Annotated in this window: 22 protein-coding genes; 14 read left to right on the forward strand and 8 right to left on the reverse strand. The window is 37.8% G+C overall.

Annotated elements, in window-relative coordinates:
* Nucleotides 1-98: 98 nt before the first annotated feature.
* The gene (locus tag MA_RS11015) at nucleotides 99-2,852 is read right to left on the reverse strand and encodes a type I restriction-modification enzyme R subunit C-terminal domain-containing protein (protein ID WP_011022108.1); all 2,754 of its coding nucleotides are present in this window, start codon (nucleotides 2,850-2,852) and stop codon (nucleotides 99-101) included.
* Between the two features lie 690 nt (nucleotides 2,853-3,542).
* Here MA_RS11015 and MA_RS26875 point away from each other — a divergent pair.
* The 3 genes from MA_RS26875 (at nucleotide 3,543) to MA_RS11035 (ending at nucleotide 5,144) form a co-directional block, all read left to right on the forward strand.
* A complete protein-coding gene (locus MA_RS26875; RefSeq protein ID WP_157860178.1) occupies nucleotides 3,543-3,689 on the forward strand; it encodes a hypothetical protein in 147 nt (48 codons plus the stop codon).
* A 254-nt stretch (nucleotides 3,690-3,943) separates the two neighbouring features.
* Complete coding sequence (locus MA_RS11030; RefSeq protein WP_011022109.1) at nucleotides 3,944-4,168, forward strand: hypothetical protein; 225 nt, start codon at nucleotides 3,944-3,946, stop codon at nucleotides 4,166-4,168.
* 73 nt (nucleotides 4,169-4,241) lie between these two features.
* Nucleotides 4,242-5,144 (forward strand): hypothetical protein, encoded by a 903-nt coding sequence (locus MA_RS11035; RefSeq protein WP_048065310.1) that lies wholly within the window; start codon nucleotides 4,242-4,244, stop codon nucleotides 5,142-5,144.
* A 788-nt stretch (nucleotides 5,145-5,932) separates the two neighbouring features.
* On the opposite strand, the gene MA_RS11040 is transcribed toward MA_RS11035, so the two are convergent.
* Nucleotides 5,933-6,154 carry a DUF5652 family protein gene (locus tag MA_RS11040; RefSeq protein WP_048065311.1) on the reverse strand — a complete coding sequence of 74 codons (222 nt, stop codon included), beginning with the start codon at nucleotides 6,152-6,154 and terminating at the stop codon, nucleotides 5,933-5,935.
* Between the two features lie 107 nt (nucleotides 6,155-6,261).
* On the opposite strand from MA_RS11040, the gene MA_RS26880 reads away from it, so the two are divergent.
* The 3 genes from MA_RS26880 (at nucleotide 6,262) to MA_RS29380 (ending at nucleotide 7,394) form a co-directional block, all read left to right on the forward strand.
* Nucleotides 6,262-6,450, forward strand: a complete 189-nt coding sequence (locus MA_RS26880; RefSeq protein ID WP_157860179.1) for a hypothetical protein — start codon at nucleotides 6,262-6,264, stop codon at nucleotides 6,448-6,450.
* A gap of 76 nt (nucleotides 6,451-6,526) precedes the next feature.
* Nucleotides 6,527-6,784: a hypothetical protein gene (locus MA_RS11045; RefSeq protein ID WP_048065312.1), complete on the forward strand. Its 258-nt coding sequence runs from the start codon at nucleotides 6,527-6,529 to the stop codon at nucleotides 6,782-6,784.
* A 487-nt stretch (nucleotides 6,785-7,271) separates the two neighbouring features.
* On the forward strand, nucleotides 7,272-7,394 hold the full coding sequence (locus tag MA_RS29380) for a hypothetical protein (RefSeq protein WP_281085353.1): 123 nt from the start codon (nucleotides 7,272-7,274) through the stop codon (nucleotides 7,392-7,394).
* A 301-nt stretch (nucleotides 7,395-7,695) separates the two neighbouring features.
* Here MA_RS29380 and MA_RS11060 read toward each other — a convergent pair whose 3' ends face one another.
* The 3 genes from MA_RS11060 to MA_RS11070 all read right to left on the reverse strand — a co-directional run bounded on the left by MA_RS11060 (nucleotide 7,696) and on the right by MA_RS11070 (nucleotide 8,956).
* On the reverse strand, nucleotides 7,696-8,019 hold the full coding sequence (locus MA_RS11060) for a hypothetical protein (protein ID WP_011022115.1): 324 nt from the start codon (nucleotides 8,017-8,019) through the stop codon (nucleotides 7,696-7,698).
* 283 nt (nucleotides 8,020-8,302) lie between these two features.
* Nucleotides 8,303-8,596 (reverse strand): HepT-like ribonuclease domain-containing protein, encoded by a 294-nt coding sequence (locus MA_RS11065; protein WP_011022116.1) that lies wholly within the window; start codon nucleotides 8,594-8,596, stop codon nucleotides 8,303-8,305.
* Between the two features lie 54 nt (nucleotides 8,597-8,650).
* Nucleotides 8,651-8,956 (reverse strand): nucleotidyltransferase family protein, encoded by a 306-nt coding sequence (locus tag MA_RS11070; RefSeq protein ID WP_011022117.1) that lies wholly within the window; start codon nucleotides 8,954-8,956, stop codon nucleotides 8,651-8,653.
* 169 nt (nucleotides 8,957-9,125) lie between these two features.
* Here MA_RS11070 and MA_RS11075 point away from each other — a divergent pair, with 169 nt between their 5' ends.
* From MA_RS11075 to MA_RS29385, 3 genes are all read left to right on the forward strand, one after another.
* Entirely contained in the window at nucleotides 9,126-9,308 is a 183-nt protein-coding gene (locus MA_RS11075) for a type II toxin-antitoxin system HicB family antitoxin (RefSeq protein ID WP_048065315.1), read from the forward strand.
* 206 nt (nucleotides 9,309-9,514) lie between these two features.
* Entirely contained in the window at nucleotides 9,515-9,835 is a 321-nt protein-coding gene (locus MA_RS11080) for a hypothetical protein (RefSeq protein ID WP_011022118.1), read from the forward strand.
* Nucleotides 9,832-9,960, forward strand: coding sequence for a hypothetical protein (locus MA_RS29385; protein ID WP_282680062.1), 129 nt, complete (start codon nucleotides 9,832-9,834; stop codon nucleotides 9,958-9,960). Before MA_RS11080 ends, MA_RS29385 begins: the two co-directional genes overlap by 4 nt.
* A gap of 66 nt (nucleotides 9,961-10,026) precedes the next feature.
* Here the strand turns inward: MA_RS29385 and MA_RS11085 are convergent, their stop codons facing one another.
* Nucleotides 10,027-10,959 carry a Fic family protein gene (locus MA_RS11085; protein ID WP_052279153.1) on the reverse strand — a complete coding sequence of 311 codons (933 nt, stop codon included), beginning with the start codon at nucleotides 10,957-10,959 and terminating at the stop codon, nucleotides 10,027-10,029.
* A gap of 449 nt (nucleotides 10,960-11,408) precedes the next feature.
* On the opposite strand from MA_RS11085, the gene MA_RS11090 reads away from it, so the two are divergent.
* Genes MA_RS11090 through MA_RS11100 form a run of 3 tightly spaced genes read left to right on the forward strand, consistent with a single transcriptional unit; the run spans nucleotide 11,409 to nucleotide 12,102 of the window.
* Entirely contained in the window at nucleotides 11,409-11,639 is a 231-nt protein-coding gene (locus tag MA_RS11090; protein ID WP_011022120.1) for a type II toxin-antitoxin system HicB family antitoxin, read from the forward strand.
* 22 nt (nucleotides 11,640-11,661) lie between these two features.
* On the forward strand, nucleotides 11,662-11,856 hold the full coding sequence (locus tag MA_RS11095; protein ID WP_011022121.1) for a type II toxin-antitoxin system HicA family toxin: 195 nt from the start codon (nucleotides 11,662-11,664) through the stop codon (nucleotides 11,854-11,856).
* A 3-nt stretch (nucleotides 11,857-11,859) separates the two neighbouring features.
* Nucleotides 11,860-12,102 (forward strand): type II toxin-antitoxin system HicB family antitoxin, encoded by a 243-nt coding sequence (locus MA_RS11100; RefSeq protein WP_011022122.1) that lies wholly within the window; start codon nucleotides 11,860-11,862, stop codon nucleotides 12,100-12,102.
* Between the two features lie 217 nt (nucleotides 12,103-12,319).
* Here MA_RS11100 and MA_RS11105 read toward each other — a convergent pair whose 3' ends face one another.
* Together MA_RS11105 and MA_RS11110 are read right to left on the reverse strand one after the other, a co-directional pair.
* Entirely contained in the window at nucleotides 12,320-13,060 is a 741-nt protein-coding gene (locus MA_RS11105; protein WP_226990826.1) for a class I SAM-dependent methyltransferase, read from the reverse strand.
* Between the two features lie 907 nt (nucleotides 13,061-13,967).
* Nucleotides 13,968-15,374 (reverse strand): hypothetical protein, encoded by a 1,407-nt coding sequence (locus MA_RS11110; protein WP_048065316.1) that lies wholly within the window; start codon nucleotides 15,372-15,374, stop codon nucleotides 13,968-13,970.
* An 894-nt stretch (nucleotides 15,375-16,268) separates the two neighbouring features.
* Here MA_RS11110 and MA_RS11115 point away from each other — a divergent pair.
* Nucleotides 16,269-18,305: an AAA family ATPase gene (locus MA_RS11115; RefSeq protein WP_048065317.1), complete on the forward strand. Its 2,037-nt coding sequence runs from the start codon at nucleotides 16,269-16,271 to the stop codon at nucleotides 18,303-18,305.
* Nucleotides 18,292-20,130, forward strand: coding sequence for a UvrD-helicase domain-containing protein (locus tag MA_RS11120; protein ID WP_011022126.1), 1,839 nt, complete (start codon nucleotides 18,292-18,294; stop codon nucleotides 20,128-20,130). Before MA_RS11115 ends, MA_RS11120 begins: the two co-directional genes overlap by 14 nt.
* The last annotated feature ends 112 nt before the right edge of the window (nucleotides 20,131-20,242 follow it).

Genomic DNA, 20,242 nt, shown 5'->3' on the forward strand with positions numbered 1-20,242 from the left:
GCCAGTGCCTCGTTGAATTATGTATCAGAACTTTTCACCCCACTTTTCATCCGGCCATCACCCAAATTTTCATCCAACCCGTTCTTCTCATTTCATTTTCATGCTGACAGTGCCTCATTCAATTCACTGATAACCGTATTCATCTCGTCCCCGAAAAGCTGGTACATCCTGCCGCGCCCGCCAAGAGCATCAAAGGGGGTGTAATCAAGGTCCTCGATTTCCAGATGGAAGCTTGTTGCAACATAATCTTTAATCATACGGAGCCATTTCATCTGGTCTTCACTGAACTTAAGGGTTCCAGCCTGTTTTTTGAATACCCAGTCCTGGAAGTTGCGGTTCACGGTCTGGTCGTATGGGGTCAGTACGGGATCGATTTCGGTTATCCTGCGGATTAAGGAGACGAGAGCCGTGAGTTCGTTTTTCGGGGAGTTTCCGTTCACCTTTTCGAGCTGTTCGTAAGCCTTCCAGATCCTGAAAGGGGCAAAGTGGGGTTTTTCGAGTTTCAGTTTGTCCAGCACTTCTTTTATCATCGTAAAGGTGACTTCCCTGCGCTGGTAAGGCTGGTTGTAGAAAATTCTCAGGGCTGTGATCTCTTCCTTATTAGCTTCCAGATATGTCTTAAAGTCGCTGACCAGCTCATCTGCCCTTACCACAGCGTCTTTGTCCCACTCGGCCCTGTGGACGGTGTCGGTGTTCACTGTATCGATAATCTGTTCATGGACTCTGCGGACGTTTTCGATGTACTCGTTCAGCTCGCCGGAAAAAGTGGACCTGGCAATATCAATCAGCTTTTCCTGTGCCTTTTTCTTTGCCTCAGCGTCCTGAATTTCCGGATGGAGCTGTTTGATTTCGGAGGCGTGGAGGTCGATAATATCAGGGTTATACGCATAGAGCAGGTCCCTGACAGTCTGGTTGATGGTCTTTCCGTTCGCTTTTTCCGCAAAGGTGACTCTTTCATCATCGCTTAGCTGCCGGTCCAGCCTTGCCAGCCTGTTAGCCAGGGAAACATAAAGGTCTTCGTCCTGTGCGCCAAAAGTCACTGCTGCAAGCAGGTCTTTCAGAGATGTGCTTTTCTTACGCTCCAGAGGCCGGCTGTCGGTTTTCATCGTTTTTGTAACGCCAACTGCGTCCACAACCACAAAATGCGTCTTGTCCGAAACTGCTGAAGGAGTCACTTTTTTCAGGTCATCGTAGCCCAGGGTCCGCGTGCCTCTGCCCTTCATCTGCTCGAAATAGTTCCGGCTTTTGACGTCCCTCATGAAAAGCAGGCATTCCAGCGGCTTGACATCCGTGCCCGTGGCGATCATGTCCACTGTAACTGCTATTCTGGGGTCGTATTCATTGCGGAAAGCTGATAATATTGATTTTGGGTCTTCTTCGGCTTTATAGGTCACTTTCTTGCAAAAAGCATTGCCTTCCGCAAACTCTTCCCTGACTACATTGATAATATCATCGGCATGGCTGTCGTTCTTGGCAAAAATCAGGGTTTTCGGGACTTCCTTTCTACCGGGGAAGATCTCAGTCAGCTTTTCCTTAAAAGTCCGTATCACATGCCGTATCTGGCTTGGGTTGACCACGTCCCGGTCCAGTTTCCGGGCATCATAGTTGAACTCTTCATCAAGCTGTTCCCAGCGTTTTTTGCGGGTAAGCTTTTCCCGCTTGTCCACAAATTCCTTTGCAGCAATCTTTGCCCCGTTTTTGCTGATTTCAGTCTCAATGGTATACACATCATAACCCACATTCACGCCATCTGCAACAGCATCTTCATGGCTGTACTCGCTAACAACGTTTTCATTGAAAAACCCGAAAGTGCGTTTGTCCGGTGTTGCTGTCAGGCCTATTAGAAAAGCATCGAAATAGTCCAGCACCTGCTGCCACAGATTGTATATAGAACGGTGGCACTCGTCTATGACGATAAAATCAAATTCTTCAACGGGAACCTTTTCATTATACACAACCGGAAGCGGCTCCCTTGGCTGCCAACCCCTCTCGGCAGGATTTTCTTCTTCAATTTTCTCGTCCAGCTCTTCGCCCTTCAGGATGGAGTAAATCCGCTGGATTGTGGAAATGCACACCTGACTGTCCGAAGAGATATAACTGGAACGCAGGCGCTGCACATTATACAGCTCGGTAAATTTGCGGTTATCGTCATTGGGTACATAGGCCATGAATTCCTGTTCTGCCTGTTCACCAAGGTTTTTGGTATCAACAAGGAAGAGCACCTTTTTTGCATCCGCAAATTTCAGTAATCGGTAAATGAAGGTTATGGCAGTATAGGTCTTTCCGGAACCTGTAGCCATCTGGACAAGAGCTCTCGGGCGGTTGTCCTTAAAGGACTTTTCAAGCTTTGAGATCGCTGTTATCTGGCAGTCCCGCAGCCCGTCGGTAAGGAGTTCAGGAATGTCGAGCAGCCTTTCCCGCAGGGGTTTCTTTTTTAAGTATTCATCAAAAGTTTCCGGGCTGAAAAAAGAAAAAACAGGTCTTGACCTCGGTTTGGGGTCGCGAAAATCTGTGAACCGTGTAATTTCCCCTGTACTTTCATATACAAAAGGAAGGGGGTCATTGTTAAGGTATTTTAGCTTACTTGAAGCATACTCGGATGATTGTTCTTCTACGGCAGTTAATCGGTGGCCTTCCTCGTCTCTTTTTGCCTCAATTATCCCGACTGGCTTTTTATCAACAAACAGCACATAATCAGCAGGTCCTACGTCAGTCAAATATTCCTTAACCGCAATACCCCTTGAAGCACTCCACTCTATCTTGCTTTTTTTCTGCACAATCCAGCCAGCATTATTTAGTTTTTTATCAATTTCATTTCTGGCTTTCTGCTCAGGGGTCTGGTTGTCACTCATATGTATTTACCACCGAAACTTGTTTCCATTCTCCTTTTCCAGATAGGGGTGCCAGTTTCGGCACTCTCTCATTATAACTTAGAGTGGGGATTCACAATTAATGAAAATATTCACTCATGGTTACTAAACTCGAATCTAATTTATCTACTAATGATATTTTACGATAGAATTTATAATTTTGTTTTTACAGATACTTGATGTATAATTAACTCTTTCTATCTTGTATTGGACGAAAATAATTTAACAGTTATACAAATTTTCATCTTAAAAACCGGATTACTGTCATTCTACAGTCGCGTACGAAAATCCCAAGCACGCTGTCAACTAAAGCGGCTTTTGAAACTCCGTACCCTGAAAAAGCATACGGAATCCGGCAGAAAAAGCATCTCCTGCTCCTACAGTATCCGCAACTTCTACGGGTGTGGTTTTTTATTTCCTCATAGACTCCATCTTGCAATGTGGGCTTCAAGGTTAAGGGGAGCATCTCCAAGATCGAAAGGGCTTATTGAGATATAATGAATTCTGAGAATATGTTTACAATTCAAAAATATGTCTCATTTTTTGTTGGCGCGCAGATCTCAGCAATATGCCAAGCATAACAAAATGTATTTACGCATCTAGCATTATAATATTAGAACACGTGAAATAAAGAAAAACTTAATCGAAAATTAAAATAATAGAGGTGTATCGATGGATGGGGTTAAAAGAGTGTGCAAAAAAGTTGAAAAAATAGCTTTTTGCGTTGTTATGGGCGCCGGTTTAATTGGTTTTGTTAAAGGAGTATGTGTAGGCTATTTAATTTGTCGTCACAAAAATAAATGTGTTGACACGAAATAAAAAGTACTGATAAAGTGTCTAAATTAAGGATAATAGGATTTCCTCTTAATGGAAGGGTTGGATCTCAGGTAGAGACTTGAGAATAGAAACTCAAAACTTTATCATCTACTTTCGAACTAATTTTTTAAAATATTCCGGGAAGATAGGTCCCCATATGAAAGAAAAAGAAACGTATCTTACATTTGAGGATCATGAGGATTTTTTGAGGGCTCTTGAAGAAGTGTTCCAAGATCGAAAGGAATTACTTACAATGCATGCAAAAGATTGAATTCTTCTTTTCTGATGGACTGCGTAGCCTGCGGAGCACCCAGAAAAGCATCTCGCACATGGGACTGAGCAGTGAGTTGCAGGCTCTTGGCTGGGTGATCGGGATGTTGGCATTTTGTATTGGTCAGAGAGATGGAGTTGCTAGAGGGGCTTGTATTGATCGGGGGATGGGGTTGCTGGCGGGGCTGCAGATGACGAAAGAAACGGGGTAATTCTGGAAAGCATTCATTTCCCTCTTAAAAAAGACCCTCAATATTGATAAGCAGGAAGTTGATATGTAATAATATGCGTGTCAATGGGAAAAAATTTAGAGATCTTTCCTCCCAAACTGCACCTCATAATGATGCTAACATTATTGAAACTTTACTTATGTTGGGGGAAGTCTATGATATTGTCTATGACCATCATGGAAGAGCCGGAAAGTTAAACGAGTATATAACTAACGCCATATATCATGTTTTAAGTACAAGTCCTAAAAAGGACTACATAAACGAACCAGTAAATCCTAAAGAATTTGTATTAAGTCCCGAGTTATTGTATGCGGGATTGATACCTCAAAAGAAGATAAATTCATTTGATTTTAGTGATTATTGGACTCTAGCTAATTATTTTCGTAGGTTGGATGGATTAGATGAAGGTGATTATTTTCATTTAATAAATCCAAATATAGATTTGGGCAATGAAACAGATAGAATCATTGTTAATATCAAAACACAGCAGCAGGCAGTTGAGATTGCAAAACATATTACCTGGAGTTGGACGGAAAAACGTGTAGACTGGAAGTCTTATGTAAGTACATTTAAAATTTTAGTAAATAATAATGTAGAAGACCGTAGTAATCCTAATCTTTACTTAAAGAATGATAAAATGGTGATCTATTTTGCTGAAACCGACCAAGATAATAAAACCATCATGAACTCCATAAAGTGTGGTGTAGAAGTTTTCCTGGCTAATATACCGGATGCCGTTCCTGATAATAACCTACCATTAAATGGTTTCTACAAAAGAGTGGGTAGACAAATAGGTACGGGAAGAGAAATAAGACAAAAGGAACAGAAAGAAGCTAAAAGGTTCACGGATCAAAGGGTTGAGGAAATCAAAGCCTACGTTTTGAATAATCAAATTGCGCGCGATAGAAGTGAATGGATCGAAGGAGTATACTTCTATGTAACAAATTTTATCTCATGAGTGAATCAATAAGTCAAAAAGAAACTCTCTAGCACCAGGAAATTACAGAGGAAGAAGAGTCATCACATATAAAAAGCTCTGGGACAAGAGAGGCATTTATCTCATTAGGCCTGGCACGTTGTACAACAGGAAAAGGTACAGCCTAAGATGCAGGAGAGAGGAGCACTGAAAGACTGCAGGAATTTTGAGACTTAAAATCCTTACGGGAGAACATATCCTGTTGCTTGCAGCGGGATGAGCCAGCGCAACTTTGATTTACAGGCACATTTACAGGCACTTTTGAACATATAGCTATTAAGGATAAGCAGATAAGCCCGCTTAACGAAGTCAAACAAAAACAAACCTATCGATTGCTTTTTTACTGCATTTAATTTTGTCTTTCACTCCATCAAAATATTGAAACAAAATTTAATGGCGACGTTGGAACTTTAGAGAGAAAACATATTCGGGCTGATGGTCTGGTCTACATAGGGACAGAAGCCAACGACATTGAGGATCAGCCTTTAGATGTTATTGGGGCTCAAGTTTTCATTAATGAGGAAGAGATTAAGCAGAAGATTTTGGCTTTAACTCCTGAAGAAGCTGAAAAATGCGGATTTGATAGAAATAATTTGAAAAAGATAAAGGATTGATAAAGAAAAGAAAATTATCAAACTTGAAAACAAAAACGGTAAAGAAGCTTGTAATTTATGTAGTAACCGGGGGCTCCCTGACTTTGCAAACAATATATTTAAGTTGTATCGAAATCTCTGAATATCGGTGTGAGATGTGCAATTGGTCTTCTTGATTCATATTCCCTTTTTTCCTTCCTTAAATAAGAAAATATAAAGGATAGGTAAAATACCTACCGTATTCAAAATGAGTATAGCGATAAACCAGTATCGTTGAGATTCTCGTGCTGCCTTCCACAGGGCTATACCCTTCCAGAAGAGCTCCCACAGCACCAGAATTAAAATAAGGGTTGCAAATTGTGGATTTGTTTGAAGCAATGAGAAAGAAGCGTCTACCATTTTCCTCTCTGGAATACATGTTTTTTAAAATTAAATAACTTCACACACCAGTATTGTTTACACTGCTGTTTTTTCAGCCTGGCGTAGTTGCATTGGACTATGAATCCATGGTGGTCATAGCAACCTCGAGAATCCTTTACATGAATGTGATCTATTTCTACCTCCAGGCATTGCAAACAGAGGAGGCATCAACGATCGCACCATTCTTCCGGGCGGCAGGATTCTTCGGGCTTATCCTGAGATATTTCATCCTTGGAGAACAAATTCTCATTCCCAAATCATCGGCGTTTTGCTGATCATTGCCGGATCGGTTATCCTTTCTTTAAGGTTTGGGCAAGGCGCCGGCTACGTTAAAAACAGGTGGTTATTTTGATGCTCTTTTGTGCCTTGGAGATTTCGCTGAGTTCGCTTATTTTCAAATTCTTTGCTGTACGTGACGAATTCTGGATCCTCACCTTCTGGAACTTCTTTGGCCAGGCATTGTTTGGAGTGATTTTAATGCTGGCTGCCAAAAACCGCAAACAATTTTCAGAGATGAATCACGCCAATGCAGGAGCTTTGCTTTCTGTGAATATAACAAATGAATTGATTAACCTGGGTGGCTGGGTGTGCGCTACACGCTTCTTCTAGCGCCCCTGGGAGTCATGCAGGCTATTTCCAGCACAACTTCGTTTTTCGTTCTCTTCTTCGGCATCATCCTTTCGCCCTTTTTCCCGAATCTCGCAAGAGAGGAGATCAGCATTGGCAGCCTCATGCAAAAAATCCGGCAGTATAAGTTGAGAAATAACAGTTCTCAGCTCGTTCAGTTTTGCCTTCTCGAAATCTTGTCAGAATCTGTAGACTGATTTTAGGACGCAGAATAGTTCAGTATCTCCGAATGATATACGGCGTATCCACACGACAAGCTAATCATGTAAAAAAGTGGTGTTGTTTCCAAATTTTGTGGGATCGCTTCGTCAAGCCGCACTTCAAAGATCAGCAGCTTCGTGTAGACATGACAAGGCCGAATGGCTCAGTCGTTACCATAAACGAGAAGACCAACAATGGTCGTTTCAGCGCCGTGTTCGACCTGATACAAAGAGGCTGGAATCCCGTTGTAAATAAGCAAAAGAGTTTGATGTACGCGTTCCAAGCGCACATCATCAATGCCACGAAACTTGCACCGGCAGATTCAAACATCGTCTGGTACAAGCTCGGTGCCAGTGACAATCAGGAAACTTCAACCGATGACTGTCGATGACGAAAAGAAGTCATCTGAAAGGAATCTTCTTCCTTGAAGTAGTTCTATTGAATCACAAACGGCCATGTTCTAAAGCATCCAGCTGGTTGCAGCGGAAGGCGCTATGCGCCTCCACTGAACCGAATGGATCAAGAAAACCATTTATATGGGCTGTTGAATACAAAGTGGGTACTTTTTCCATAGCTAATTCAGTTAAAATATATTTCTCCTGCCGACGGTCTGCTTCTGTCTGCTTAAATCTACCCCGAATACGTTTGTGAAGATGAAGTTAAGAAAAGTTGAATTTAAAGACTTCAGTTTATTACTTTTCTCTCCTTGCTAAAAAAGTAGAACTGTCTCCGAGATGAAATCTAACCTCGCCTTCCAGTACGTCTTTTTCTTTAATCTTTACCCAGCCGCTACCAAAAACATGGTCGCATTCTTCATTTCCTTCCCAGGTAAATTCAAATCTTTTGCCATCAGCATATTCAACGATCCTTCCGTCTATATTACCATAAACTAAACCAAATTGAAAATATCCCATGTTGTCTGGCTCTATCGTAATATAAGCCTGAACGTCCATATTAAAATAGTCCTCATCCCATAGTTCCATTTCATAAATGTGCCATGTACCTGTGAAGTCCATAATTTAGATTTTCCTTCCTTGCATAAAAACATCGCTTACGATAAAGAAAGCCGGTTGAAACTGGATAGATGAATACTAAATGAAAATCTTCTTCTGTCACCAATTCATTCGAAATATATTTTTCCTGCCGGCGGTTTGGTTGAATCTATCCCGAACACGTTTGTTAAGATAAAGTTAAGAAAAGTGAAATTGAAAACCCGTGATTTTTGCAGCTTTAGAAGAGGCACTTTGCAAGGCTTTTTTAGATCTAACGATTCTTTTCCTCCGGGAGAGGTTTTCTGATTTACATTTCATCCAGTATGCGCTTGATATCCGGTTTTGCTTCTGGAATGCCTTCTTTGATGGATAGCCAGACTACTTTCAGGTTCACTCCAAAGTAAGCGTGGATTAATTTGTCCCGTATCCCTGCCAGATCTTTCCACGGAACAAAAGGATATTTTTCGCGCACTTCATATGGGATATTCTTTGTTGCTTCGCCAATGATTTCTAGAGCTCTGATTACTGCAAACTGGGTTTTACGGTCGGCAGCAAAATCTTCATATGTCCAGCCGCTGACAAATTCTTCTGCTACTTCCATTGCATCATAAATGTCCCAGACATAGTCTTTTGCTTCGCGAATATTAATCCCTCTTCAGACAGCTTCAACTTCGTTCAGGATATGTTTGCCTATATTCGGCTTTAACGCGTCTTTCATAACCAGGTCTACCTTAACGCCAAGAGCCTCCGAAAGGTAGTTTTCGAGATTTACAAATTTAAAAATAGTAGGGGTTCTGGAAAACTCAACGAGTATGTCCAGGTCGCTTCCGGGTTTCTGCTCTCCACGAATGTAGGACCCGAAAATTCCCAGGTAACTAATGTGGTATTTTTCTTTAAGCTCCGGGAGCATTTCATGGAGTTTTCTGATATAGATTTCAGTGTCTTTTCGGTTTTCCAGCATTTTTTCAGGCTCTATCCGGTCCCTTTTGATATGTTATAGTATTCTGCGGTTGTAGTATTTATAATTACTAAAGAAGGCAGTTTTCAGGTATTACATTTTCATGAAATATATCCAGTATCAATCCTTTCACCCATAGGAATTTAAGCAAAAAGCCTTATAAATCGGTTTTATGCGGTTCAAAATTATCCTTGAGGAAGACGAAGAAGTAGGGGGATTTATTGCCAGCTTTCCCGGTTTGCCTGGCTGTTTTTCGCAGGGAGATACTGTAGAGGAAGCTATTGAGAATATTAAAGAAGCAATTCAGGCCTGCCTGGAATCCCTCTCAGAAGACGAACTGCATACTCCTTTTTGAAGCGAGCTTCATGCGAGTTTAACTTTTTTTGGATCCAGTTAAACTTTTCTTACATCAAATTGGGCAGTTTTAAAAACTTATTATCTTAATTTCCCATCAAACTTCCTCACTAGCCATGCCAAAAAGTGAAAACTCAAGAAGAGAGGAAAACAGAGAGATTGGACTAACAAACACATTTAAGATAAGAAAAACAAAATGATAATTAGGTGGTACTCCTGGGTGATGCTATTGAGTATGTGAAAGTTCCCAGAAAAATCTTTGAACCTATCAGTGACATGGTAAAAGCAGGTTTGTATAAAGACGAACAGGAGGCCCTGAAGAGGCTTGTTCACGACCAGGCTGAACAAAAGATAGATTACTACGGCAAAAAGATAGCTGAAATGGAACAGAAGTATGGAATGGATTTTTCTGCTTTTGAAAACAGAATCCAGTCGAGAGCAGGGGAAGGAGATTTTGAAGAATGGGACGATTTCATTCTCTGGGAAAGCTATGTCACAGCATCGAGGTACTGGGAACAGTTTCTATGACAATAAACAAAACTGTTTCTGTCCTTTCCTCCAGTGAGATTGTTCTGGAGTTAAAAGTTATTAAAGCAGTTTTTGAACCGCCTGTCCAGGCAATGAAAATCTTCCATCATAATCAATTCAATTGAAACACATTTTCCCTGCCGGTGGTCTGCCTAAATCTCTTTCTAATAGATTTGTTAAGAACACGAAAATCAAACATCTTTTTTCCCATGCTCGGATAGATATTTCTCAACCGCATGTTTTGAACTGTGCCATGTTTTTCCTATTTTTACTGCATCCAGAAGCCCCTGTCTGGCTCGCAGACTGAGGTATTCTTGAGAATAAGGGGTTTCCGTGGCAAGTTCTTTCAGAGGCATCAGTTCATCCTTTCCTCCTGATATGGAGAGATAGAGGGTCAGGTTTTCATCTACAGCTTTTGCAATGAAATTGGCAAACGGTTCCAGGTTTCCAGAATCTGCGGCTCTAAGTGACTTGTAATATTTTCCCCAGTCCTCTTTTTTGAGCACGACAGGGGGATAATCCCTTGCAATCAAATACAGGTTTGTGAGAAGCCGGGCTGCCCGTCCGTTTCCATCGCTGAATGGATGAATTTCTACAAACCTGTGATGCAGGAAGGAAGCTGTTTCAATGGGATGCTTCTTGCTCTCAGCTATCTTTTGGATAAGTTCATCCATCAGTTTTACTATCTTCGACCAATCGGGCGGAGCCTTTACCGCGCCGGTTATCCTTATGTTTCTGGTACGGTATCTACCTGCATCCTCAAGTATGCCTCTGGTTACAATTTCATGGATTTCCTGAATTATAACATGGTCTATCGCACGTTTTTTCTTTGCTAACTCTCCCATCCGGTCAAAAGCTTTTGCGTTGTTAGTCGCCTCAAGATGTTCTCTGAGCGATTTTCCGCCAATAGTCAGCTCTTCTTCCAGGACAAGTTTTGTTTCCTGGAGTGTTAGCGTATTACCTTCTATCGCGTTCGAGTGGTAGGTGTGCACTAACCTCATCTCGTCATGGAGCCTACCTAAAGCATCTGCTGGAATGGGCCGCATGGAGTTTAGCTGCTTCATTTTTTCATTTATTCGTGCAAGAAGTTCTTCTTGAATCAGAAAAGTATCGGTATTGGCCATAATTCTATATATCCGATATGTATACATAGTATATATCGGTATCGGCAAATTTCTAAGCTATCCGATATTACAGTTTCTTTTTTCACTCAATTCATTTTAAATATATTTTTCCTGCCGGCGGTCTGCTTAAATTTACCCCGAACACATTTGTTAAGATGAAGTTAAGAAAAGCGAAATTGAAAAACCCGTGATTTTTGCAGCTTTATAAGGGGCACTTTGCAGGGCTTCTTTAGATTAAGCGATTCTTTCTCTTCGTGGGGGATTTTTCGGATTCAAGTGACGTTTTTTCAGATGAGTTATGGATAAGAAAAAATCTTCATGATTTAGAAAAAGGCATCTTATTCATCGATCAGCAACAGTAAACCAAAACTTAATCATCCGCTCCACAGAATCTATATAAGATTTAAACAGCATAAAACTAGATATACCACGTTCGGAAATGTGTAATCATGCTTATCCAGTACATCCACGCAGCTCTTGAAAGGGCAAAATATGAAATAATCGATGACGAAGAACCCTATTATGGAGAAGTTCCCGAACTTGAGGGTGTATGGGCTACAGGCAAGACTCTGGAAGAATGCCGTGGAAATCTGGAAGAAGTTATTGATGAATGGATCGTTATCAGATTAAGAAATGGACTCTACCTACCCGGATTCTGCAAGTTTTCGAATTACATTTAAATAGCCATGAAGACAGATTGAAATGAAAGTACGTGAGGTCATAAAACATCTTGAAGCCGATGGCTGGTATCTGGTTGCAACAAAAGGCAGCCACCGGCAATACAAACATCCTGCTAAACCAGGTAGGGTGACAATTGCAGGTCATAGTGGAGATGATCTTGCTCCAGGAACATTGAACAGCATATTAAAACAAGCTCAATTAAAAATAGAGGACTAAATCATGCACCGTTTCCTCGTTGTAATCGAAAAAGCAAATAACAATTATTCAGCATATTCTCCTGACCTTCCGGGCTGTGTAGCTACCGGCTCTACCCGAGAAGAAGCAGAGAAAAATATCTACGAAGCCATTGAAATGCACGTTCAGGGATTACTGGAAGACAATTTACCTATTCCGGAATCAGAATCCTTTGCCGAGTACGTGGCTATTGCTGAAAAATCCTCTACCAGTTCTGAAGTTGTATAATTTTATTTCTTACTTGAAAACTCTTTTTAATCCACTTTAAATATATTTTTCCTGCCGGCGGTCTGCTTAAATCTACCCCTAATACGTTTGTTAAGATAAAGTTAAGAGAAGTGAAATTGAAAAAACCCGTGATTTTTTCAGCTTTAGAAATAGTAATTTTAAGAGCTGATCTATTTCACAATTTACCGGTTTTTTAGAAAATACTTTCTTGCTCTAATTAACTTTTTGTAGCCGACAAAAGGTAGGCTTGCCTGCGACCAGGGTTAAGCAGCGAATCGAAAATCACGTCTTTTATATAGATTATATTAAATAGAGGCGAAAAAGTACTCTCTATTTCAGCTTTTGAAGCTCTTCTTGGCAGCTCGTATTCGCCCGGCTCCTTATCAGAGAAACACAACATGAAGTATTTGCCACCTTCCTTGAGCACTTTGTGCACATGTCGAGTAAAGAGTAGCCTCTCTTCGTCCGTTATCACATGAAACAAGCCGGAGTCAATAACAATATCAAACTCATCTTCCGTGAAAAGCTGGTCCATCTCCAGTACATTTCCTACAATAAAATTTACCTTAACATGGCGCTCTATGGCCTTTGCCTTTGCATCGGAGATAGCGTCTTTAGCAAGGTCTATTCCTGTGACGTCACAACCATTCTTAGCCAGCATTATCGCATTCTCACCCCGGCCACATCCTATGTCCAGAGCTCGACCAGGCCTGATTTCTCCACTTTCTATCAGAGCCTGAAAAGCAGGCTGAGGATGATCAATATCCCACGGTGGCGTGCCCTTATATACTTCATCCCAGAACAAATTTCTCCTCCTCGAAGCTAAAAGCGTTAAGTTACAATTTGATATCTGCTTATCAATAACATTAATCTTAATAACTATTCTGGATGAACTTTCTTTTGAATTTCTGGATAGTTTTGATAACAGATGTAGAACACTTTCGGGTTTTTTAAACAAAATCAGGTTACTGATGTGAAAAAGCTATTTTTTTCTTTGATTTTCGAGTCTTTGTAAATTTGAAAAAAGCACCTCGGGAGTTTATCTTTTAAAACAAAGAGAATCTTTTTATTGAGTAATGTTTTAGAATATGATAAATTGTCAAAACTAGACCAATAAACAGCTAATGAAACCTTCCATCTACCAATTTCAGTTAAAATATATTTTTCCTGACAGCGGTCTGCTTAAATCTACCCCGAATACGTTTGTTAAGATAATGTTAAGAAAAGTGAAATTGAAAAGCCCATGATTTTTTACAGCTTTATAAGGGGCTCTTTGCCGGGCTTCTTTAGATTAATCGATTCTTTTTCCTCTGGTGGGAATTTTCTTATTTAAGCGACTTTTTCAGGTGATTTGTGGATAATGGAAATCTGTCTGAACCGTCAAATACGACATGAAAATCTTACCCCGCAATCGATTCAATTGAAATATATTTTTCCTGACGGCGGTCTACTTAAATCTACCCCGAATAAGTTTGTTGAGATAATGTTAAGAAAAGCGAATTTGAAAAACCCGTGATTTTCGCAGCTTTATAAGGGGCACTTTGCAGGGCTGTTTTTAGATTAAAGTGATCTTTTTTGTTGAAGAGGGATGTTAAAGCATTTTCTCTCAATCAACTAGAATACATATTTTCTGCATGCTTTCCTTCTACTTTCTGATTTATAATGTTCACTTACATCCTTCTTAATTTCTTAACTTAACATGTATGTCAAGTAGAATTAACTCAAATGGAGGAGTAGCTTAGCGAGGCAATTTGTAGTATAGTTTTTTTAGCATCTGGTAAAATCAGTTATGAGTAAGTTTTCTATCTAGAGGTCTATAATTTCTATACCTACGTATATTGTTTTTTTGAGACTTCTTTATGGTCTTATCTGGTCATAATCACCTTCAAAAAATCTATAATAGTCTCAGGATTTAACCAACTATCTGCATACATAATTGCACTATCATGAAGTTTCTTAGTAGTTGATTTTATTCTCTCTTTTTTAATTTCTCTAGTAACACATTCTATAAATGATGGTTGATCCTGTTCGTATAATTGGTTAATATAATTTTCTAACTGTGATTCGATTTCCAATTTTCTTCTATTTAATTCTTCATTTCTTTTACAAATTTCAACTTTTTTATCATCTACTAACTTTTGCACAGTCGTTTCATTAGTTGGATCATATGGAAGTGGATCGATAATCTTTTCAATAATTTTAGATTGCAGGGATATTAAAATTTCTGTGATCTTAATACATTGATCTGGAGTAGCAAGGTCTGGATTTACAGAGAGATCACTCTGTAAAGTTCTGACATATTTTCTATATACGTTGACGTACTTAGAACGCCACGGCTCTTCAAGAGGCCATTTATAATTTGTGGAATATGTTTGCAGTCTATAAATTGTTCGAAATAATGTCGATAAGATATCTTTATTAATTTTAGAAGCTTCTATAACTTCATTAATAATATGTGTTTCAATATTTGACTCATTCGAGTAGTCTGAAAATGCTGATATAACTTTGTAAACATTACCATTTTTAAGTGCTGAGCGGATTTTAATTCGTAACCGGTTTATGGGTTTGGTATATTGTTCACGAATTATTGAAAGTTCTTTTTCTTCATCATATTCATCATATTTAAGACTTTGAATTCTGCTTCGCTCTAGTTGAAGTTGAGTAACAATTTTGATTGTCTGCATATGGGAAATATATGTGGGTCTCTTTACAAGACTTTGAATACTTCTCCTTAAAATAGGAATTAATGCCTGCAAATTGTTTTGGTTTAAATGAAATACTTCGTAATTTCTTTTTGGTATAGAGTCGAATATTAACATGCATGGTAAATCACCCATAACACCAAATGATCTAGCGATTTCATCTGTTCCATATGTTATAGCGTTGATTTCGTCTCCATCAAAAACCCAACCACACTTCCCTGATTTCACCAATTCGGTTACTGAATAAAAAGATTTTATCTCTTCAATAGAGAGATCAGTTTGTTTATTACTTTTTATATCTCTATTCCACTTATATGAGTCCCACATAACTGGAATATGCATTTTAAATTTGAAATTTCTGGCAAAAATAGCATAAGCGACATGTTTACTTGTCAAAGAATCTAATATGACTATTTTTTTTAAAAGCCATGAAAGGATTTCATCGTCGGCGCCGCCAACTAAAAAGAATAAATACCCTCCATATGGTTGTTTAAAAACAACAGCTGGATTATACTCTAAATGATCAAGAATTCGTAACTCTTCATCCTTAATTTTTATCCCAAATCCCATAAAAGTTCCTTCTATTGATAAATATGAAACTCGGTGTGAAACTCGGAGAATGAATCTTCCCACACAACCACTGTACCTCGGGATCAAGTCCAAGGCTTGGTATAGAATCTCAGCGTTTTCATTTTAATCTTATATTAATGAATATTTCGGCATTTTAGTAATATTACTCAATGCTTGCACAAGGTAAACATTATAATACAGGTAATAAACCATTCTTTTTTATCATCTGATTTTTACATGAAAATAGTTTCGTCTATTACATTAAAAACTAGACTTTTTCACATATAGATTTATGTATAGTCAGCAACCTAGTCTCTAAGAATCTATAGATTTTTTATGAAGAGGGCATTCCTAACATTATTAACTCCCTCAAATTACGTTATCTAAGTAAGAGAATTCAAAGTGTGTCTTTGATTTTTCAAAAAAAAACTATAATTTCAAGAAGCTTTTCAATATGCTTAGGTATTCTCTAAAAGAATTAATTCGAGAATTATCGACTACACTATTGTTTCTTTATGAGTCTTCCTTTCGGCACTTACGAACCGAGTCTGGGCTTTACGGCATCGACTCAATCAAAGCCTTCTTATAAGCCGCAGCAACAACCGCCGAATACTACTGCCAATCATCATTTTTATGAGAATCGTAATAATCGCAGATGCCTCTTATAACCGTATAACCTAATGCATAATTCTTTTTTGTCCAGATATATATTGAGCTCGATAAATCCGTCCATATAAGACACACTACTTTCTATCTAATGTGTAGAGACATGAGCTTTAAATCAAAACATTAATTATAAATGTCCAAATGCCCCTATCTGTTAAAATCTTCAAAAATTATTATTGAAATACAAATATTAAAATGTATCAGATTTTTACTAAAGAGGATGTTTTAATGTATATTTCCAAAATCAGGATGCAAAATTTTAGATGTTTCTGTGACACATCTGTCGAATTTTATGAGGGCTTAAATGTATTCATCGGAGAAAATAACTCTGGTAAAACCACTGTTTTAAAGGCTCTCCAACTCATTTTTGATAATTCTGTATCTAAAAAATTAAGTATTGACGACTTTTATAAAGGAATATCTTCTTTTGACGAACCTCCTCAAATCACAATTACTATTTCTATCCAGGAAACTGAATCTGAAAAAATAGAAGACAAAGCTGTTGTTGCAACTTGGCTAACTAAATTAAACTCTCCTTGTGAAGCAACTCTTACCTACAAGTATTTTCTTCCAGAAACTGATCTAGAGGAGTATAAAAAAGAGTTAAATGAAAGAGATCAGTCACTTATAAGTGAATGGGATATTTTAGAACGTTTTCTTCAAAGGTACGTGTCAAGAATCTATGCCGGAAATCCAATTTCAAAAAATAGAGTAGAATCTGAATATTTAGAAAAATTTGATTGTACATTTTTAGATGCATTAAGGAACGTTGAGAATTCTATCTACAATGGAAAGAACTCTTTACTCAAAAACGTGTTGAACTATTTCCTTGACTATAACTTAAAGAGTAGCATAAAGAAACTGGAACAAGATCTAGAAGATACAGATTCGAAGGCAAAATTGGATGAGTGCTTAACAAAATTGGAGTGTTGTAGGAATGAGTTTAGAGGACAATCAAAGGATTTATTGGATTCAATAAGAGGTAGATTGGATACAGGACATATATTGAGTTTAGTTGAGAGTACTGGAGCATCTGTGTGTGGAAAGCCTGATATTGAGGGGGAGTTAAGCGAATCTGATATACTTTCTACATTAAAGCTTATTATAAAGAGTAACTCGGGGATGCAGATTCCAATTTTCAACAACGGGTTAGGTTATAACAATTTAATTTATATTTCCTTAGTGTTATCAAATTTAGAAATTATTACATCTGATCATTTTGGAGAAAACGCAAAAATCTTTCCCATTTTATTAATTGAAGAACCCGAAGCACACTTGCATCCTGCACTTCAATATAATTTCTTAAGGTTCCTAAAAGAAGAAATCAAAAATAAAAACATTAGCAGACAGATTTTTGTAACAACCCATTCGACTCACATAACCGCTGCTGTAGGGTTAGATTCAATAATTTGCATGGAATCTCACAAAGATCATATATTAGCGCGATATCCTAGTCTAGTTTTTTCAGATAAACCAGATGACATTGAGTCTAAAAAATATATCGAAAGATACTTGGATGCAACAAAATCAAACATGCTTTTTTCAAAAGGAGTCATTTTTGTAGAGGGTCTTGCAGAGCAGTTGCTTGTACCGCGGTTAGCTGAGTATAGAAGCTTACCACTAGATAAATGTCATATTGCTGTAGTAGGCGTAGGTGGTTCTACATTTAAACATTTCATAAAACTCTTTGGTGGGGGTATTGATGAGAATAATAAGAATTACACCTTATCAAAAAGGGTTTCTTGTATTGTCGACGTGGATCCTCAAAAGATTCCTATTGAAGGTAGAAACAGAAGATGGAAAAAATGTTGGCCTTTTGAGGTTGGACAAAATTTAGATTCTTATGAGTACAAACCTATTTCCAGCGTAATAACTAATCTTGAGGAAGCTCTTAGTAAATCTAACACTGAAAATGTAAAAATCTTTTATAATAAAACTCAAAAAGGTAAGACATTAGAGTACGACTTAGCATTTGAAAATAAAGATTCACCTTTATTAGTTTCTGGTTCCGTAGAAATTAGTAAAGATGTGAGTGCTCTTATTGAGTCTTCTAGCTTAACTCCTGAGGACAAATCTAAGGCTATTTTTGCTGCTTTTTATCTTGAATCCGTAGAAGATACTAAGGGATCCATGGCTTTTGAATTAGCTAATAACTTAATTAATAATTTTAATCTCAGTGAAGGATCGTTGGAATTTAATTTGCCTTTGCACATAAAAAATGCTATTTCATGGGTCTGTAGGGGAGTTTGCAATGAACCACAGTAAATCTATTTTGATTTCTTCAGGAGATGTTTTAGATAATTTTGATCATCATTTTAGAGTCATTGCGGGCCCAGGTGCGGGAAAAACTTACTGGTTGACTAATCATGTTAAGAATGTAGTTAAACACTCTAGCAGGTTAAATCCAGTGTCAAAAGTAGCATGTATCACGTATACCAACATTGCTGCGGAACAAGTTTTAAATAATCTAGGAGAATGTGTCGATAAAGTTGAAGTCTCAACAATTCACAGTTTTTTTTATAAAAATATAATAAAACCTTACGCATCTCATTTATATGACGAGCTTGGAAATCAATTAATAGCAGTAGAAAAAATTGATGGACATGAAGAGCATAATCCCTCTTTTAAGAAAATTGAATCTTGGATTGGAGAATATAACCCCGATCTTAAGTTTTTAATCTATCAAGAAAACGGGAAAAAAATTTCTTCTGCATTGAGTCATTTAACGTGGGAAGTTGAATCTTCTGGTAAGTGTTTTCTTGATGTACCAAAAGAATACCGATTGCCAAAAAAATTAAAAAAATCATATTTTGACTATAAAAAATTATACTGGCAAGAAGGACGAATTCATCATGAAGATGTTCTATACTTTTCTTATAGAATTTTATGTGAGAATCCCATCTTATTGATATTTTTGAGTGCAAAATTCCCATATATTTTTTTGGATGAATTTCAAGATACAAATCCCATCCAAACTATGATTGTTAAAATGTTAGCTAAATCAGGCTCTACCATTGGCGTAATTGGTGACCCCGCTCAATCTATTTACTCTTTTCAAGGTGCAAAAAGAGAAGATTTTTTGGATTTCTATATTCAGGACATTGCTTATTATGAGATACAAGACAATAGAAGGAGTACATCTAAGATTATAAGACTCTTAAACCATATGAGGAAAAAAGGTCCAGTACAACAAGATTGCATAAGAAATGAGGAAGGAGAATGTGTTCGTGTAATTATATACCAAAAAATTGACGACGTTTTCGATAACTTAACTCCTGAATCTGACTTTTGTGTCTTAACTTTGAAAAATTCATTTGTTACTAAATTGAAAAGCACGTCTCAAGATAATTGCCTAGAGATATGGGATAAGTTCAAAAATCTAGACTACAACCGTCAGATATTTTATTATCATCTTTCAGTTGCAATTGCATACGCTCGTCAACATAGGTATGAAAATGCACTAAATGAGTTTTTACATGTATTTAGACCGAATCATGATGGAGAATTAAGAGAGCCTTTAAAAGGACAAATTCCTTCTCCACTTTTAAGCAGAAGTATTGCTATATCTGTTCTAGAACATGTACTGGATCTTGAGCCTTTTAATTTAAGTCTATATCGTGTCAACGAATCTCTTTTCTCATTTTTGTCGGACAATGGCAATAAATATGGAATTTTTTTGAAAAAAATAGCAAAAGGAAATTTTAAAAAGTTCTCGGAATCTGTTTTGTTTAGTAACCTTGTTAGTGGTGTTAAGCTTGGAGAGGATTTGGGTTATATTAGAACGATACATAAAGCAAAGGGTGCAGAGTTTAAGACTGTTTTTGTCTACTTACATGATGAGTCTCATTTAAACTGTGTTTTGAATCCAGATCTTGAGAATGAAGATGATTTACATAGAATATTTTACGTTGCTTTCAGTAGAGCAATGGATAACCTGTTTATTCTAACTCCGTCTCTTTCACCTGAAAATTGGGAATCTTTGAAGGGGCTAAATTTAGAGATTGAGATATATGAGAGTATAGAAGCTGAACATGAATATATACCTAAAATCAATAACCGTGTGAATAGATCTTTATTAGATTTTTTCTGAAATTTCCATTTTAAATTTATTAATTATATCACAATTAAAATAGCATTATTTGTATAATATCCTGTATTTCAGTTATGAAAAGTTCATGCTGTCCACAATAATAAAAATAGTT

The organism is Methanosarcina acetivorans C2A (assembly GCF_000007345.1).
GTDB lineage: Archaea > Halobacteriota > Methanosarcinia > Methanosarcinales > Methanosarcinaceae > Methanosarcina > Methanosarcina acetivorans.